Source organism: Streptomyces sp. NPDC005202 (assembly GCF_040608235.1).
In the GTDB taxonomy this organism is placed as follows: domain Bacteria; phylum Actinomycetota; class Actinomycetes; order Streptomycetales; family Streptomycetaceae; genus Streptomyces.
Window position 1 is genome coordinate 23,163 of the sequence record NZ_JBEXHW010000044.1, and the last position, 16,702, is coordinate 39,864.

9 protein-coding genes and 3 pseudogenes are annotated in these 16,702 nt (G+C 70.1%); 8 read left to right on the forward strand and 4 right to left on the reverse strand.

Going from position 1 to position 16,702, the window contains the following annotated elements; all coding sequences use genetic code 11:
* Positions 1-171 precede the first annotated feature (171 nt).
* The 3 genes and pseudogenes from ABZV31_RS34610 (at position 172) to ABZV31_RS34620 (ending at position 5,243) form a co-directional block, all read left to right on the forward strand.
* The gene (locus ABZV31_RS34610) at positions 172-1,929 is read left to right on the forward strand and encodes an IucA/IucC family protein (RefSeq protein WP_355900826.1); all 1,758 of its coding nucleotides are present in this window, start codon (positions 172-174) and stop codon (positions 1,927-1,929) included.
* A gap of 511 nt (positions 1,930-2,440) precedes the next feature.
* Positions 2,441-3,100: pseudogene (locus ABZV31_RS34615) on the forward strand (GNAT family N-acetyltransferase); the annotation flags it as partial.
* Between the two features lie 166 nt (positions 3,101-3,266).
* Entirely contained in the window at positions 3,267-5,243 is a 1,977-nt protein-coding gene (locus tag ABZV31_RS34620) for an ATP-dependent DNA helicase (protein ID WP_355900817.1), read from the forward strand.
* A 202-nt stretch (positions 5,244-5,445) separates the two neighbouring features.
* On the opposite strand, the gene lexA is transcribed toward ABZV31_RS34620, so the two are convergent.
* Entirely contained in the window at positions 5,446-6,225 is a 780-nt protein-coding gene (gene lexA / locus ABZV31_RS34625) for a transcriptional repressor LexA (protein WP_355900818.1), read from the reverse strand.
* A gap of 565 nt (positions 6,226-6,790) precedes the next feature.
* On the opposite strand from lexA, the gene nrdR reads away from it, so the two are divergent.
* Positions 6,791-7,351 carry a transcriptional regulator NrdR gene (gene nrdR / locus ABZV31_RS34630; protein WP_355900819.1) on the forward strand — a complete coding sequence of 187 codons (561 nt, stop codon included), beginning with the start codon at positions 6,791-6,793 and terminating at the stop codon, positions 7,349-7,351.
* Between the two features lie 162 nt (positions 7,352-7,513).
* Positions 7,514-10,399, forward strand: coding sequence for a vitamin B12-dependent ribonucleotide reductase (locus ABZV31_RS34635; RefSeq protein ID WP_355900820.1), 2,886 nt, complete (start codon positions 7,514-7,516; stop codon positions 10,397-10,399).
* Between the two features lie 65 nt (positions 10,400-10,464).
* On the opposite strand, the gene ABZV31_RS34640 is transcribed toward ABZV31_RS34635, so the two are convergent.
* On the reverse strand, positions 10,465-10,998 hold the full coding sequence (locus ABZV31_RS34640) for a TerD family protein (RefSeq protein ID WP_355900821.1): 534 nt from the start codon (positions 10,996-10,998) through the stop codon (positions 10,465-10,467).
* Positions 10,999-11,153: 155 nt separating this feature from the next.
* Here ABZV31_RS34640 and ABZV31_RS34645 point away from each other — a divergent pair, with 155 nt between their 5' ends.
* From ABZV31_RS34645 to ABZV31_RS34655, 3 genes are all read left to right on the forward strand, one after another.
* Positions 11,154-11,759 carry a YdbC family protein gene (locus ABZV31_RS34645; RefSeq protein WP_355900822.1) on the forward strand — a complete coding sequence of 202 codons (606 nt, stop codon included), beginning with the start codon at positions 11,154-11,156 and terminating at the stop codon, positions 11,757-11,759.
* A gap of 118 nt (positions 11,760-11,877) precedes the next feature.
* Positions 11,878-12,537, forward strand: coding sequence for a histidine phosphatase family protein (locus tag ABZV31_RS34650; protein WP_355900823.1), 660 nt, complete (start codon positions 11,878-11,880; stop codon positions 12,535-12,537).
* Positions 12,538-12,549: 12 nt separating this feature from the next.
* Positions 12,550-13,458, forward strand: coding sequence for an ADP-ribosylglycohydrolase family protein (locus tag ABZV31_RS34655; protein ID WP_355900824.1), 909 nt, complete (start codon positions 12,550-12,552; stop codon positions 13,456-13,458).
* A 349-nt stretch (positions 13,459-13,807) separates the two neighbouring features.
* Here the strand turns inward: ABZV31_RS34655 and ABZV31_RS34660 are convergent.
* Positions 13,808-15,244, reverse strand: a pseudogene (locus ABZV31_RS34660) (MFS transporter); the annotation flags it as partial.
* A gap of 158 nt (positions 15,245-15,402) precedes the next feature.
* Positions 15,403-16,431 (reverse strand): annotated as a pseudogene (locus ABZV31_RS34665) (MFS transporter); the annotation flags it as partial.
* Positions 16,432-16,702 lie beyond the last annotated feature (271 nt).

The following is a 16,702-nucleotide window of genomic DNA, read 5'->3' on the forward strand; positions in this document are numbered from 1 at the left end:
AGCGATGAACCGGCCGAACCACGACCCGAACGACCCCCACGAGGAACCGTCTTGAACGCCACCCCCACATCCGACGGCCGCTCCCACGCCCACAACGCGACCGAGTCGGTCCCCGGCCCGCGGAGAAGGGCACCGGACGCCGAGCGGTGCGACTGGGCGCCCACCGACCTCCTGGAACACCCCGACCCGCACACCGCAGCCCAGGCCGCGGCCGTGGAGAACCTCCTGCGCTGCTGGGTGCGCGAGACCGACACCGCCGTCCCCGACGACGGCATCCTCCGCATCCCCCTCCCGGCCAGCGGTACGGCCCTGCTCGTTCCGGTCCACTACTGGTCGCCGACCGGCTGGCACCGCTTCGGCCTGCCGTACCTGGCCGACGCTCCCGACGACGCCCCCCCGGCCGACGCCCCCACGGTCGCGGCCCTGCTCTCCAGGGAGTCACCCACGAAGGCCCTCGCACCGGCGGAGCCCACCGGCGCCGACGCCGTCGATCTCGTCGCCCGTGTCGCCGACTCCGTCCGCCGCACCGCCCTCTTCCTCGAGGACCGCCGGGCACGTCCCGGCGACGGACCCGACCTCTTCCTCTCCGCCGAACAGGCCCTGCTGCTCGGACACCCGCTGCACCCGACCCCGAAGAGCCGGGAGGGCCTGTCCGAGGCCGAAACCCGCCGGTACTCACCAGAGGTACGGGGCTCCTTCCCGCTGCACTGGATGGCTGTCGCCCGCTCCGTACTCGCCACCGACTCCGCCTGGACCGAGCGCGGCCGGCCCGTCCCCGCTGACCGGCTCACGGCGCGGCTCGCCGGAGCCGGGCTGCCGCTGCCCGACGGACACGCCGCCCTGCCACTGCACCCATGGCAGCTGCGCGAGGTACGTCACCGTGCCGACACGGCGGCCCTGTTCGACGCCGGACTGCTGCGCGACCTCGGTCCCCACGGCCCTTCCTGGCACCCCACCTCCTCCGTACGCACCGTCCACCGCCCCGGCGCTCCCGCCATGCTCAAGCTGTCGCTGGGCCTGCGCATCACCAACTCCCGCCGCGAGAACCTCCGCAAGGAGCTGCACCGCGGCGTCGAGGTCCACCGCATCCTGCGCAGCGGCCTCTTCCAGGAGTGGCAGGCCGCGCACCCCGGCTTCGACATCGTCCGCGACCCGGCCTGGCTCGCCGTCGACGCCCCGGACGGCGCCCCCGTGCCCGGGCTGGACGTGATGATCCGGCACAACCCGTTCCGCCCGTTGGACCACGTCTCCTGCATCGCCGGACTCGTTGCACCCCGGCCGTACCCCCAGCCCGACGCCGCCCCGGCGCTGCGGTCGCGCCTGGCCGAGCTCATGACCTGCCTCGCCGCCCGTACCGGGCACCCCCGAGGAGTGGTCGCCGCCGAGTGGTTCCTGCGCTACCTCGAGCAGGTGGTCCGCCCCGTGCTCTGGCTGGACGGCGAGGCGGGGATCGCCCTGGAGGCCCACCAGCAGAACACGCTGCTCCTGCTGGACGCCGACGGCTGGCCGGCGGGCGGCCGCTATCGCGACAACCAGGGCTACTACTTCCGCGAGTCCCGGCACGCGGAACTCGACGCCCGGCTGCCCGGCATCGGCGAGCGGAGCGACACGTTCGTCCCGGACGAGGTCACCGACGAACGCTTCGCCTACTACCTCGCCATCAACAACGTGTGCGGCCTCGTCGGCGCCTTCGGCTCGCAACGCCTCGCCGACGAACGGCTCCTGCTCGCCGCTGTCCGCCGCTTCCTCGGCGACTGCGCCTCCGGTCCCGCCCGGCTCCGCTCCACCCTCCCGGCCCGTCTGCTCGACTCGCCGGTCCTGCGCTGCAAGGCCAACCTGCTGACCCGGCTGCACGGCCTCGACGAACTCGTCGGCCCGGTCGACACCCAGTCCGTCTACGTCACCATCGCCAACCCCCTGCACTCCTGACCCTCACCGATTCCCTCCGCCCCCGAGGACCATGCCCCACTTCGCCTCCTGAGAGGAGCGCGCCATGCCTCCCACCGACGCCGGCGCCGACGCCGGCCACGTCCCCGCCACCGGAACCGCTCCCGGCGCCGCTCCCAGCAGCACCGGAACGCATCCCGGTGTCCGCCCGAGCCCAGCCGGCGGCAGCGTCCGTGCCGACCCGGCGCCGGCCGGCGGCACGCCGGGCACCGCAACGGGCACAACGGGGGGTGTTGTCGGTGTCGAGCCGGGCACAACGGGGGGTGTTGTCGGTGTCGAGTCGAGTGCGGCGGGGGGTGTTGTCGGTGCGGAGTCGAGTGCGGCGGGGGCCGTTCTCGGTGCCGCCCAGAGCGGGACGGGGGCCGTTCTCGGTGCTGACCGGAGGGGGACCGGTACTGCTCCCCGTCCCGAGCCGAGTACACCGGGGGCCCTTTTCGGTGACCCGAGCACGACCGACACCGACACCCCCCGCGAGCCGGGCGACGCGGACGCCGACAGCCAGGACACGCTCGATCTGCGTCTGCCCGACGAGTTCGTCGCGCTCTTCTCTGAGATGTCAGGGACCGACACCCCTGCCGCCGACGACCTCCTCGACGGTATCGGCGACTGGGGCCCCATCGTCACGCCCGCCGGTGCCTTCCATCTGGTCCCCGTCCGCGTCGAGCGCGACCTGCCGGTCATCAGCCGCTGGATGAACGACCCCGCCGTCGCGGAGTTCTGGCAGTTGGCCGGGCCCCAGAGCGTGACCGAGGCCCATCTGCGCGCCCAGCTCGACGGCGACGGACGCAGCGCCCCGTGCCTCGGCCTGCTCGAGGGCAAACCGATGAGCTACTGGGAGATCTACCGGGCGGATCTCGATCCGCTGGCCCGCTACTACCCCGCCCGACCGCACGACACCGGAATCCATCTCCTCATCGGCGGTGTCGCCGACCGTGGGCGAGGGCTGGGCAGCACCCTGCTCAGAGCCGTGGCCGACCGGGTGCTCGACAAGCGCTTCGCCTGTGCGCGCGTCGTCGCGGAACCCGACCTTCGCAACACCCCCTCCGTGGCCGCCTTTCTGAGCGCCGGCTTCCGGTTCTCCGCCGAGGTCGACCTGCCCACCAAGCGGGCCGCGCTCATGGTCCGCGACCGTTCCCTGCGCGGTCTGCTGTGACAGGGAGCCGCAGCGTCGTCACTTGGTACACCCGATTCGGTTCCCGCTCGGGCCGATCCGGTTCTCGCTCGTGCCGATGATGCTGAGGAGCCCCGGTCCTGATCCCGCCCCTGGCCCCCGCCTTGATCGCCCGTTTGTCAGTCCCGAGCCGTAGGGTGTTCGCGCTATGACAAAGCCCTCACTCCCCGAACTCCTGCACGCTGCCGTCACTGCCGTGGGCGGTACGGAGCGCCCCGGCCAGGTGACCATGGCCCAAGCCGTCGCGGACGCGATCGACGACGGCTCGCACCTGCTGGTCCAGGCCGGTACCGGCACCGGAAAGTCGCTGGGCTACCTCGTGCCCGCGCTCGCCCACGGGGATCGGGTCGTCGTGGCGACCGCCACCCTCGCCCTGCAGCGCCAGCTCGTGGAGCGGGACCTGCCGCGCACGGTCGAGGCCCTGCACCCCCTGCTGCGCCGCCGCCCGGAGTTCGCGATGCTCAAGGGCCGGTCCAACTACCTGTGCCTGCACCGCCTGCACGAGGGCGTGCCACAGGACGAGGAGGAGGGTCTCTTCGACCAGTTCGAGGCGGCCGCGCCCACCAGCAAGCTGGGCCAGGACCTGCTGCGGCTGCGTGACTGGGCGGACGAGACCGAGACCGGCGACCGCGACGACCTGACCCCCGGCGTCTCCGACCGGGCCTGGGCCCAGGTCTCGGTCTCGTCCCGGGAGTGCCTGGGCGCCTCGAAGTGCGCCTACGGCGCCGAGTGCTTCGCGGAGATGGCCCGCGAGCGTGCCAAGCTCTCCGAGGTTGTGGTCACCAACCATGCGCTGCTCGCGATCGACGCCATCGAGGGCGCGCCGGTCCTCCCGCAGCACGAGGTGCTGATCGTCGACGAGGCACACGAACTGGTCTCGCGGGTGACCGGGGTCGCCACCGGCGAGCTCACGCCCGGCCAGGTCAACCGCGCGGTGCGCCGCGCCGCGAAGCTGGTCAACGAGAAGGCCGCCGACCAGCTGCAAACCGCCGCCGAGGGCTTCGAGCGGCTGATGGAACTCGCCCTGCCCGGCCGCCTGGAGGAGATCCCGGAGGACCTCGGCTACGCCCTGCTGGCGCTGCGGGACGCAGCCCGCAACGTCATCTCCGCGCTCGGGGCGACCCGCGACAAGTCCGTCCAGGACGAGGACGCGGTCCGCAAGCAGGCACTGGCCTCGGTGGAGAGCGTGCACGACGTGGCGGAGCGCATCACCAACGGCTCGGAGTGGGACGTCGTCTGGTACGAGCGGCACGACCGCTTCGGCGCCTCCCTGCGCGTCGCCCCCATGTCCGTGTCGGGCCTGCTGCGGGAGAAGCTCTTTGCGGACCGCTCCGTGGTCCTCACCTCCGCGACCCTCAAGCTCGGCGGCGACTTCAACGGCGTAGGTGCCTCCCTGGGCCTCGCCCCCGAGGGCACGGAGGGGGAGGACCTGCCGAAGTGGAAGGGCGTGGACGTCGGCTCGCCCTTCGACTACCGCAAGCAGGGCATCCTGTACGTCGCCAAGCACCTGGCGCGCCCCGCGCGGGACGGCGACCGGGGGGACATGCTCGACGAGCTGACGGAGCTGATCCAGGCGGCGGGCGGCCGGACGCTCGGCCTGTTCTCCTCGATGCGGGCCGCCCAGCTCGCCGCCGAGGAGCTGCGCACCCGCATCCCCGAGTTCCCGATCCTGCTGCAGGGCGAGGAGACACTGGGCGAGCTGATCAAGAATTTCGCCGCCGACCCCAGGACGTGTCTGTTCGGCACGCTGTCCCTCTGGCAGGGCGTCGACGTCCCCGGCCCCAGCTGCCAGCTGGTCGTCATGGACAAGATCCCGTTCCCCCGCCCGGACGACCCGCTGATGAGTGCCCGCCAGAAGGCCATCGAGGACGCCGGCGGCAACGGCTTCATGGCGGTCGCCGCCACCCACGCGGCGCTCCTCATGGCTCAGGGCGCCGGCCGTCTCGTACGGGCGTCGGGGGACCGCGGTGTGGTCGCCGTACTGGACCCGCGACTGGCCACGGCCCGCTACGGCGGCTATCTGAAGGCGTCACTGCCCGACTTCTGGTACACCACGGACCGTAATCAGGTCCGCAAGTCGCTGGCCGCGATCGACGCGGCCGCCAGGCAGGCGGAAGCGCAGTGATCGCGGGTTGGCCGGTCCCGGCGCCGTGACCGGCCAACCCGCGATCCAAAACGCCCTGTGACAGGCCCGGCACAGCAGGGCCCCGGAACCGGCGCAGGGGTCCCGGGGCCCGGTCAGGGGGCGGATCCGACCGATCCACCCGCCGTTTCCACGGTTCGGCTCGCCTTCGGGCACGGCCCCGTCAGCTCACCTCGGCTGGGCGTCACACGCGCCGCAGCACCGCCACCACCTTGCCGAGGATGGTCGCATCGTCGCCGGGGATCGGCTCGTAGGCCGAGTTGTGCGGCAGGAGCCAGACGTGGCCGTCCTCGCGCTTGAAGCGCTTGACGGTGGCCTCGCCGTCGATCATCGCGGCCACGATGTCACCGTTCTCGGCGACCTGCTGCCGACGGACCGTGACCCAGTCGCCGTCGCAGATCGCGGCCTCGATCATCGAGTCGCCGACGACCTTCAGAACGAACAGCTCACCGTCGCCGACCAACTGCCGGGGGAGGGGGAAGACGTCCTCGACGGATTCCTCGGCGAGGATGGGGCCACCGGCGGCGATCCGGCCGACCAGCGGGACGTACGACGCGGCGGGCTTGCCCACGGTGTCCGTGGGCTGCAGCGAGGCGGCCTGGTCCGAGCCGCGGACCTCGTACGCGCGCGGGCGGTGGGGGTCGCGGCGCAGGAAGCCCTTGCGCTCAAGTGCCATCAGCTGGTGCGCGACCGAGGAGGTGCTGGAGAGGCCGACGGCCTGGCCGATCTCGCGCATCGACGGCGGGTAGCCGCGCCGCTGGACGGAGTCCCTGATGACCTCGATCACTCGGCGCTGCCGGTCGGTGAGTCCCGAGCTGTCCGCGCGGATGCCTGGAGGTCGGCCCGGCAGGGAGCGCTTGTGCCCCTCGGGATTCGTGGCTTCGTTCATCGCATGCACCGGCTCGAGTCGGCCCTGGGAGCGGTCCTGGGCAGTGATGGTGGCACTGTCTGCGGTGGTGGTCACGTCGGCCCCTCTCGATGGTCTCCCTGCTGCACAACGGTAGTTGCTTTCGAAAGGTTGCGCCAAACACACGTTCGAGTGAAAAAACGCGGATCGCCTGACTTGATCTTGTGTTTGGGTGTATGGCTAACGCAGCACCTGGCGGACAAAAGGCCCCATTGTTGTACTCTTCACCGCCGGGGTGGTGACCTCGTGGGTTGCTGCCCCATTCTGCCATCCGGCATCCCGTCAACCGAGTGCCGGTCCCCATCTGCCCGGGAGTCCCACGCGTCCTCCGTGCGGCGCCCACGGTATCTCCGTATGTGTGTCAGGGGTACGGGCGTACACCTGCGTGTTTCCTGCGGCGGCGCGGCCAGGTGGCGCGTCTCTGTGTCGACGCGACATGCGAGTAGCGATGTGCATGTACGAGCCAATCCCCACATCTAGTGGTTGGATGGCTACAGCAGCCCAGAAGTTGTGGTCCCCCGGGTCTTCGGCCCGCCGATCATCGCCTATGCTTGGGGCTGCTTCGCGGGGCCCATGGGGCTCGGCGAGGCTATTGAGTCTGCTGTGAGGAGGGTCGGAGTCCATGCACTGCCCCTTCTGCAGGCACCCCGACAGCCGCGTCGTCGACAGTCGTACGACCGACGACGGCACGTCGATCCGCAGGCGCCGCCAGTGCCCTGACTGCTCCCGTCGGTTCACGACCGTGGAGACGTGCTCGCTCATGGTGGTCAAGCGGTCCGGAGTCACCGAGCCTTTCAGCCGTACCAAGGTCATCAATGGCGTGCGCAAGGCATGCCAGGGACGGCCTGTCACTGAGGACGCACTCGCCCAGCTCGGCCAGCGGGTCGAGGAGGCAGTGCGGGCCAGCGGAAGCGCCGAGGTGGCCGCCCATGACGTGGGGCTGGCCATACTCGGCCCCTTGCAGGAGCTCGACCTCGTCGCCTATCTGCGGTTCGCCTCCGTCTACCGGGCGTTCGACTCACTCGAGGACTTCGAGGCTGCGATCGCGGAACTCAGGGAGGGGATGCGGCGCCCCGCCGCGGAGGACGAGGACGGCGACGACGTTGTCGCGGGAAGCCAGGAAGACGACCGCGGGCGCGGAGGGACGGCTGAGGTCCCCGTGCCCGCCCATGCCGCCGACTGATCGGCGGGCCGGCCCGGACCGCGCGTCCGGATCCGGCTGAGCGGCGGCGAGGAAGACCGGTTGCGGGCGGTAGCGAGAGGGTGCCCGCAGCACCAGACAGAACACCGTGCCACGGGAACATCGGGGCACTTCAGGGCGTTTTTGCCTGTACAGGGAGGCGGCATGACAGAGACGGCGAGCGGTCCGGCACGAGGTTCCCGAGCCAAGGGCACCAAGGCGGGTAACAAGGGGCTGCACATCGAGCGCATCCACACCACCCCCGGCGTACACCCGTACGACGAGGTGACCTGGGAGCGCCGTGACGTCGTCATGACCAACTGGCGCGACGGCTCGGTCAACTTCGAGCAGCGTGGCGTCGAGTTCCCCGACTTCTGGTCGGTGAACGCGGTCAACATCGTCACCAGCAAGTACTTCCGCGGTGCCGTCGGCACCCCGCAGCGCGAGACCAGCCTCAAGCAGCTGATCGACCGCATCGTGAAGACGTACCGGAAGGCCGGTGAGGACCACAAGTACTTCGCCTCGCCCGCCGACGCCGAGATCTTCGAGCACGAGCTGGCCTACGCCCTCCTGCACCAGATCTTCAGCTTCAACAGCCCCGTCTGGTTCAACGTCGGCACGTCCCAGCCGCAGCAGGTCTCCGCCTGCTTCATCCTGTCCGTCGACGACTCCATGGAGTCGATCCTCGACTGGTACAAGGAAGAGGGCATGATCTTCAAGGGCGGCTCCGGCGCCGGCCTGAACCTCTCCCGCATCCGCTCCTCCAAGGAGCTGCTCTCCTCCGGTGGTAACGCCTCCGGCCCCGTGTCCTTCATGCGCGGTGCCGACGCCTCCGCCGGCACCATCAAGTCCGGCGGCGCCACCCGCCGCGCCGCAAAGATGGTCATCCTCGACGTCGACCACCCTGACATCGAGGACTTCATCGAGACCAAGGTCAAGGAGGAGGAGAAGATCCGCGCCCTGCGCGACGCGGGCTTCGACATGGACCTCGGCGGCGAGGACATCACCTCCGTCCAGTACCAGAACGCCAACAACTCGGTCCGCGTGAACGACGAGTTCATGAAGGCGGTCGAGCAGGGCGGAAAGTTCGGCCTGCGCGCGCGGATGACCGGCGAGGTCATCGAGGAGGTCGACGCCAAGGCTCTGTTCCGCAAGATGGCCGAGGCCGCCTGGGCCTGCGCCGACCCGGGCATCCAGTACGACGACACCATCAACCACTGGCACACCTGCCCGGAGTCCGGCCGCATCAACGGCTCGAACCCCTGCAGCGAGTACATGCACCTGGACAACACGTCCTGCAACCTCGCCTCGCTGAACCTGATGAAGTTCCTGAAGGACGACGGCAAGGGCCACCAGTCCTTCGACGTCGAGCGCTTCCAGAAGGTCGTCGAGCTCGTCATCACGGCGATGGACATCTCCATCTGCTTCGCAGACTTCCCGACCCAGAAGATCGGCGAGAACACCCGCGCCTTCCGCCAGCTCGGCATCGGCTACGCCAACCTCGGCGCCCTGCTGATGGCGACCGGCCACGCGTACGACTCCGACGGCGGCCGCGCCCTCGCCGGCGCCATCACCTCCCTGATGACCGGCACCGCGTACAAGCGCTCCGCCGAACTCGCCGCGGTCGTGGGCCCGTACGACGGCTACGCCCGCAACGCCCAGCCGCACCTGCGCGTCATGAAGCAGCACGCGGACGCCAACGCCAAGGCCGTCCGCATGGACGACCTGGACACCCCGGTGTGGGCCGCCGCCACAGAGGCCTGGCAGGACGTGTTGCGCCTCGGCGAGAAGAACGGCTTCCGCAACTCCCAGGCGTCGGTGCTCGCCCCGACCGGCACCATCGGCCTCGCCATGGGCTGCGACACCACCGGTGTCGAGCCGGACCTCGCGCTGGTCAAGTTCAAGAAGCTGGTCGGCGGCGGCTCGATGCAGATCGTCAACGGCACGGTCCCGCAGGCCCTGCGCCGCCTGGGCTACCAGGAGGAGCAGATCGAGGCGATCGTCGCCCACATCGCCGAGCACGGCAACGTGATCGACGCCCCCGGCCTCAAGCACGAGCACTATGAGGTGTTCGACTGCGCCATGGGCGAGCGCGCCATCTCCCCGATGGGCCACGTCCGCATGATGGCCGCGATCCAGCCGTGGATCTCCGGTGCCATCTCCAAGACGGTCAACATGCCGGAGTCGGCGACCGTCGAGGAGGTCGAGGAGATCTACTTCGAGGCGTGGAAGCTGGGCGTCAAGGCGCTCGCGATCTACCGCGACAACTGCAAGGTCGGCCAGCCGCTCTCCGCCAAGAAGAAGGAGGAGAAGAAGGCCGGCGCCGCCGAGGAGCCCCAGGCCAAGGTCGAGAAGGTCGTCGAGTACCGCCCGGTCCGCAAGCGCCTCCCCAAGGGCCGTCCCGGCATCACGACTTCCTTCACCGTCGGCGGCGCCGAGGGTTACATGACCGCCAACTCCTACCCGGACGACGGTCTCGGCGAGGTCTTCCTGAAGATGTCCAAGCAGGGCTCGACCCTCGCGGGCATGATGGACGCCTTCTCGATCGCCGTCTCGGTGGGCCTGCAGTACGGCGTTCCGCTGGAGACGTACGTCTCGAAGTTCACCAACATGCGCTTCGAGCCGGCCGGCATGACGGACGACCCGGACGTGCGGATGGCGCAGTCGATCGTCGACTACATCTTCCGCCGCCTGGCGCTGGACTTCCTGCCCTTCGAGACGCGCTCCGCGCTCGGCATCCACTCCGCCGAGGAGCGCCAGCGCCACCTGGAGACGGGGTCGTACGAGCCGGCCGAGGACGAGGTCGACGTCGAGGGCTTGGCCCAGTCGGCGCCGCGCGCCCAGGAGCTGAAGGCCGTCGCCACGCCGAAGGCCGACGCAGAGGCGGCCAAGCCCGCCCCGAAGGAGGCCCACACCAGCGCCGAGCTGGTGGAGATGCAGCTGGGCATCCAGGCCGACGCCCCGCTGTGCTTCTCCTGCGGTACGAGGATGCAGCGGGCCGGATCCTGCTACATCTGCGAGGGCTGCGGCTCGACGAGCGGCTGCAGCTGACCCTGACGCAAACGCCATGAGGTAAGGGGCGTCGGCCATCGGCCGGCGCCCCTTACGCGCATCGGCTACGACAGGTGCGCCCGGCCCATGCGGCGGGTGAAGGTCGCCGGGTCGTCCTCGAATCCCCGGACGCCGGGGTGGAAGTCCCAGCTTCCGGACTCGTCGCGTACGAACTCCGCGACCGTCGCAGCCGTCGCGCCGAGGACGCTGCCGAAATCGTCCTCGGCCAGGACGGAGTAGCCCTCCCGGATGCGCAGACCCGGGTTGAGGACGTTGACGAACGTGCGGGACGCGGGGCGCTGCTGGATGACGACGCCGACCACCACGCGCGCGTACCGGCCGTCGAGCCGCTCGAGCTCCAGCGTCATGACCTCGTCCCACCCGAAACCCCGGCCGTCCCTGCTGTCCCGGTTGAGGTAGATCGTGCCGTCGGGGGAGCGGCTGTCGTAGTGCACCACGTAGTCGGGAGCACCGTAGGGATCGCCCGCCACGTACGTCGCGGCGACGATGTCCAGATCGGTGGGTGGCTGCCCCGCCGGACTCGGGTCCCACCTGAGTGCGACGTCGACCTTGCGGATTCCCTTGCTGAGTTCGCTCACCGGACTCCCCCTTCCCCTCCCCGTGCGCCCCCCTTGCCCCAACTGCCGGGCACTGGGCGCTCGTTGTCCATCGTGCCACGCACGGGGGATGCTTGCGCGGGTGATGTCCCTACGAGCATGACCGGCGCCACGCTCCCTGGCCTTACCATGGCGCGGTGCTGGTCAAGTGGATTCGCTGCACCGTGGTGGACCGCCGCGGCTTCGAGCGGGGGCAGCGAAAGTGGGCGGGGCTTCTGGGGGAGCCGGGGTTTCGGGGGCAGGGCGGTGGGTGGAGCCGGGTGCGGCCGGGGGTGGCGCACACCTTCGCCTTCTGGGAGAGCCGCGCCTTCTACGACTCGTTCATGGCCCGCTCCCACGACCGGCTGGCGGCGGCCCAGGCGGGCACCTTCAAAGATGCCCAGGTCAGGCTGTTCGAGTATCGCTTCGACGTGAAGACGGGATTCGAACCGCGCTTCACGGACGCCGACCTGCTGCGGGTCGCCCTCTGCCGGGTCCACGAGGAGCGCGCCGAGCACTTCATGCTGATGCAGGAGAAGGTCTGGAACCCGGCGATGGCCGGCTCGCCCGGCATGGTGCGCGGTCTGTTCGGAGAGGCGCCGGGAAACGAGTTCCTGGTGCTGTCGATGTGGCAGTCGTCCGCCGAGCACGGCAAGTACCGCACGGAGCGAGTGGAGCGGCTCGCGCTGCGGGCCCAGACGGAGGCCGACGTGGCGGCCCTGACGGGCGACATCGTGGAGCTCGAGCCGAGCTGGACCGTTTGATTTCCTGATGCACTGATCGTGTGCCCTGCGTGGTGCACGGTGCATGAACTGTGTGACCTACGCCGTATGGGGCCACTTCGAGTCCTCGATCGGCCGTCACCCGATCTAGTGTTTTGGCATGGCACGACCACGGCGCATCGTCCTTGTCCGGCACGGCGAGTCAACGGGCAATGTTGATGACTCCGTGTACGAGCGCGAGCCCGACCATGCGCTGGCACTGACCGAGCGGGGGTGGCGGCAGGCCGAGGAGACCGGCAAGAAGCTGCGGGAGCTGTTCGGGCGGGAGCGCGTGAGCGTGTACGTCTCCCCCTACCGCCGTACCCACGAGACCCTCCGCGCCTTCCACCTCGACCCCGAGCTCATACGCGTGCGGGAGGAGCCCCGGCTGCGCGAGCAGGACTGGGGGAACTGGCAGGACCGCGACGAGGTACGCCTCCAGAAGGCGTACCGGGACGCCTACGGGCACTTCTTCTACCGCTTCGCCCAGGGCGAGTCCGGCGCCGACGTGTACGACCGGGTCGGCGGCTTCCTGGAGAGCCTCTTCCGCAGCTTCGAGGCCCCCGACCACCCGCCCAACGTGCTCCTGGTGACCCACGGCCTGGCCATGCGGCTCTTCTGCATGCGCTGGTTCCACTGGACGGTCGCGGAATTCGAGTCACTGTCGAATCCGGGGAACGCCGAGATGCGGATGCTCGTTCTCGGAGACGACGGCAAGTACACGCTTGACCGGCCGTTCGAGCGGTGGCGGGACCCGGAGCCGTACGGGATCACTGGATAGAGTGGCAGAGCGATGACCCCTGATTCCTCTCCCGAAGGGCGCCTGGAGCGCGCCCTGGCCGGCCTGCGCGGACTCGCGGTGGGGGACGCCCTCGGCTCGCAGTTCTTCGTGCCGGTGAACTACCCGTTGCTCAAGCGCCGCGAGCTGCCGCCCGGCCCGTGGCAGTGGACCGACGACACGGAGATGGCCTGCTCCGTGGTCGCCGTCCTGGCCGCTCACCACCGCATCGACCAGGACGCACTGGCGCAGTCCTTCGCCGCGCACCACGACTCCGACCGGGGGTACAGCCCCGCGGTCAACGGCATACTGCGCCTCGTCCGGGAGGGCAGCGACTGGCGCGAACTCGCTGCCGCGCTCTTCAACGGCCAGGGGTCGTGGGGCAACGGTGCCGCGATGCGGATCGCGCCCGTGGGCGCCTGGTACGCGGACGACCCGGAGCAGGCCACCCACCAGGCCGAAATCTCTGCCTACCCCACTCACCAGCACCGCGAGGCCGTCGTCGGCGCCATGGCCGTCGCCGCGGCCGCCGCGCTGGCCGCCGCCCCCGACGGCCCGCCGAGCGCCGAGGCGCTGCTCGACGGCGTCATCGCCCTCGTACCGGCCAGGAGCGCCGTCGGCGCCGGTCTGCGACGCGCCCGCGACATGCTCGACTACGGCGATGCGGCCACCGTCGCCGCCGTTCTCGGCTGCGGCCGGCGCACGACGGCCCACGACACGGTGCCTTTCGCGCTCTGGTCGGCCGCTCGGGCCCTTGGGGACTACGAGGACGCGTTCTGGACGACCGCCCAGGCCGGCGGCGACGTGGACACCACCTGCGCCATCGTGGGCGGCGTGCTCGCCTCGGGGAAGGCAGGCACACCGCCCGCCGAGTGGGTGCAGCGGACGGAGGCGCTGCCGGATTGGGTGCCGACGTCCGTGTGACGATCCTTTCGCCGCCCGGCGGCTGCGCCAGGGGGAACTCTCTGTGCGCGCCGGGAACTCTGCGTGACTGTCCGCCCGTTGTCGTGGCATCCGCTGTGTGACCGATGGGTCGGCACGGGCGGACGGCACATGGGCGTCCGAGGGGGTGGACATGCAGGTTCCGCTGTTCGTCTTGGTGGTCATGCTCGCCGCGGTGGTGACGGTGCGGCGCAGGCGCCGTCGGCCGTCCCTCACCTGCGTGGCGCAGAACTCTGCACCCGGCGTGCGGACGGCCGGACCTTGCGTCCTCGCCGTCGGTCCCCCGGACGCGGTCCGGCCGTCCTCGGCCCGTCGGGGGGGGCCGGCAGGATCAGCCGATTCCCGGACCCGCCGTGCCGGCGAGGGCCTCCAGGTCGCTCCGGCGGACCCTGATCACCTGCCAGGCGGTGATCAGGGCGAGTACGGCCATCGCCGCGGCCGGGACGAAGGCTGTGGAGATGCCCTGGGCGAGCACCTCGTGCCCCCAGGGAGCGGGCAGCCGATGGGTCTTGGCGAACTCCGTCTTCTGCTCCGCCGAACCGTCGGTGAGGAACTTCGGCAGTTGCTTCTTCGCCTCGTCCCTGCTGGCCGAGCCGAACACCGTCGTCAGGATGGACAGCCCCAGCGAACCGCCCACCTGCTGCGTGGCGTTGAGCAGACCGGAGGCGGCGCCTGCCTCGTGCTGGGCGACACCGGAGACCGCGGTGACTGTCACTGTCACGAAGTTCAGGCCCATCCCGAAGTTGAACACCATCATCGGTCCGAGCACCCCGCCGAGGTAGGAGCTGTCGGGGCTGATGAAGGTCTGCCAGATGAGCCCGACCGCCACGAGCGTCGAGCCGGTGAGCATGAACGGCTTGGGGCCGAGCACCGGGAGGAACCGCTGCGAAAGGCCCGCCCCCACCGCAATCGCGGCGGTCACCGGAAGGAAGGCCACCCCGGCCTTGATCGGGCTGTACCCCAGCACGTTCTGCACGAAGAGCACGATGTAGAAGAACATGCCGAACATCGCCGCGGCCAGGCTCAGCATGATGACGTACGTGCCCGAGCGGTTGCGGTCGGCGAACATCTTCAGCGGGGTGATCGGCTCCTTGGCGCGCCTCTCGGTGAGCGTGAAGGCCAGCAGCAGGACGACCGCGGCTGCGAAGGACCCGAGCGTCAGGCTGTCCCGCCAGCCCTCCTCCGAGGCGCGGATGAAGCCGTACACGAGGGACGCCATGCCCGCCGTCGAGGTCAGCGCGCCCGCGATGTCGAAGCGCCCGGGGTGCCGCTCGGACTCGGTGATGTACAGCGGCGTGAGCAGCGCGATCAGCACACCGATCGGCACGTTGACGAAGAGCACCCAGCGCCAGTCGAGCCACTCCGTGAGCATGCCGCCCGCGAGCAGACCGATCGCGCCGCCGCCCGCGGAGACCGCGGCGAAGACGCCGAAGGCCCGGTTCCGCTCCGGGCCCTCGGGGAAGGTGGTGGTGATGAGCGCCAGCGAGGTGGGCGACGCTATCGCTCCCCCCACGCCCTGCAGGGCGCGTGCGGCCAGCAACTGCCAGGGTTCCTGGGCGAGTCCGCCCAGCAGAGAGGCGAAGGTGAACAGCAGGATGCCGGTCATGAAGACCCGGCGGCGGCCGAGGATGTCACCGGCGTGAGCGCCGAGAAGCAGCAGGCCTCCGAAGGTGAGCGTGTAGGCGCTGACGACCCAGGTGAGGTCGGTGGTGCTGAACTTGAGGGCGTCTTGAATGTGCGGGAGAGCGATGTTCACAATCGTCGCGTCCGGTGGCGTTCCAACGCGCGTTGTCAGGTTTCGGTTGGGGGCGACCGTGTGACGGCGGGGGAGCCGGGTCAGCGGACCCCGCACGGCGCCCGTGGGTCGAAAACCCGCGTAGGCGGGACGATCGGTCACGGGCGCCGTGATCGGGGGACGCGCGAGGGTTACCCGGCCTGGGTGCCGCCCGTGCCGCTGAGGGCTTCCAGATCGCTCTTTCGGACACGTATGACGACCGTGGCGACGGCGAACGCGAGGACAGCCATGGCGGCGGCCGGTATGAAGGCGGTCGAGATGCCGTGGGCGAGTACCTCGTGGCTCCATGGGGCGGGCAGCTGGTGGGACTTGGCGAACGCGGCTTTCTGCTCGGGTGTGGCCTGGACCATGAACGAAGCGACCTGCTTGGTCGCTTCGTCGCGGTTGGCCGAGCCGAAGACGGTGGTCAGGATGGACAGGCCGAGTGAACCGCCCACCTGTTGCGTCGTGTTGAGCAGAGCGGAGGCGGCGCCCGCTTCGTGAGGGGCGACGCCGGAGACGGCGGTCACGGTTACTGTGACGAAGTTGAGTCCCATGCCGAAGCCGAAGACCAGCATCGGGCCGAGCACTCCGCTGACGTACGAGCTGTCCGAGTCGATCAGGGACTGCCAGGCCAGGCCGATGGCGACGAGGGTGGTGCCGGTCATCAGGAACGGCTTGGGGCCGAGCACCGGCAGCAGCCGCTGCGATATCCCCGCGCCCACCGCGATGACCACGGTGCCGGGCAGGAAGGCAAGGTCGGCGCGGATCGGGGAGTAGCCCAGCACGTTCTGCACGAAGAGCACGATGTAGAAGAACATGCCGAACATCGCTGCGGCGAGGCTGATCATGATCACGTAGGTGCCGGAGCGGTTGCGGTTGGCGAACATCCGCAGGGGGGTGATCGGTTCCTTGGCGCGGGTCTCGACGAGCATGAAGGCGGCGAGCAGCACCACGGCCGCGGTGAACGCACCGAGTGTGAGAGAGTCCCGCCAGCCGTCGGACGCTGCCCTGATGAACCCATAGACCAGCGCGACCATGCCGAGCGTCGAGGTGAGCGCCCCGGTGAGGTCGAAGCGGCCGGGGTGGAGTTCGGACTCGTTGATGTAGCGCGGTGCGAGCGCGGCGATGAGGATGCCGATGGGGACGTTGACGAAGAGCACCCAGCGCCAGTCGAGCCAGCGAGCATGGCTACGTGAACACAAGCGTTCTCTAGAGGAGTTGACCCGGAAGTAACGCCAGGGGTTGAGAAGGCCGGCGTGGTGAGCGCACCGTAGCGGCTGGGTCAGGGCTTCGGCGTAGTCGCTTGACGTCCGGTTCGTGATGATCTGCCAGCTCGGCGGGGGTTTCGGGGAAGGTGACAGGCACGGCTTCCAAGATCATGGAGTTCTCTACGCCCCGTGATCCGAGTGGAAGACCGTGCCTGCCGACGCATCATCGCCGATCCCGCCC

Coding starts and splice junctions, on each gene's coding strand:
- ABZV31_RS34620 (WP_355900817.1), top strand. CDS start 3,267: ATGACAAAGCCCTCACTCCCCGAACTCCTGCACGCTGCCGTCACTGCC.
- nrdR (WP_355900819.1), top strand. CDS start 6,791: ATGCACTGCCCCTTCTGCAGGCACCCCGACAGCCGCGTCGTCGACAGT.
- ABZV31_RS34635 (WP_355900820.1), top strand. CDS start 7,514: ATGACAGAGACGGCGAGCGGTCCGGCACGAGGTTCCCGAGCCAAGGGC.
- ABZV31_RS34650 (WP_355900823.1), top strand. CDS start 11,878: ATGGCACGACCACGGCGCATCGTCCTTGTCCGGCACGGCGAGTCAACG.
- ABZV31_RS34655 (WP_355900824.1), top strand. CDS start 12,550: ATGACCCCTGATTCCTCTCCCGAAGGGCGCCTGGAGCGCGCCCTGGCC.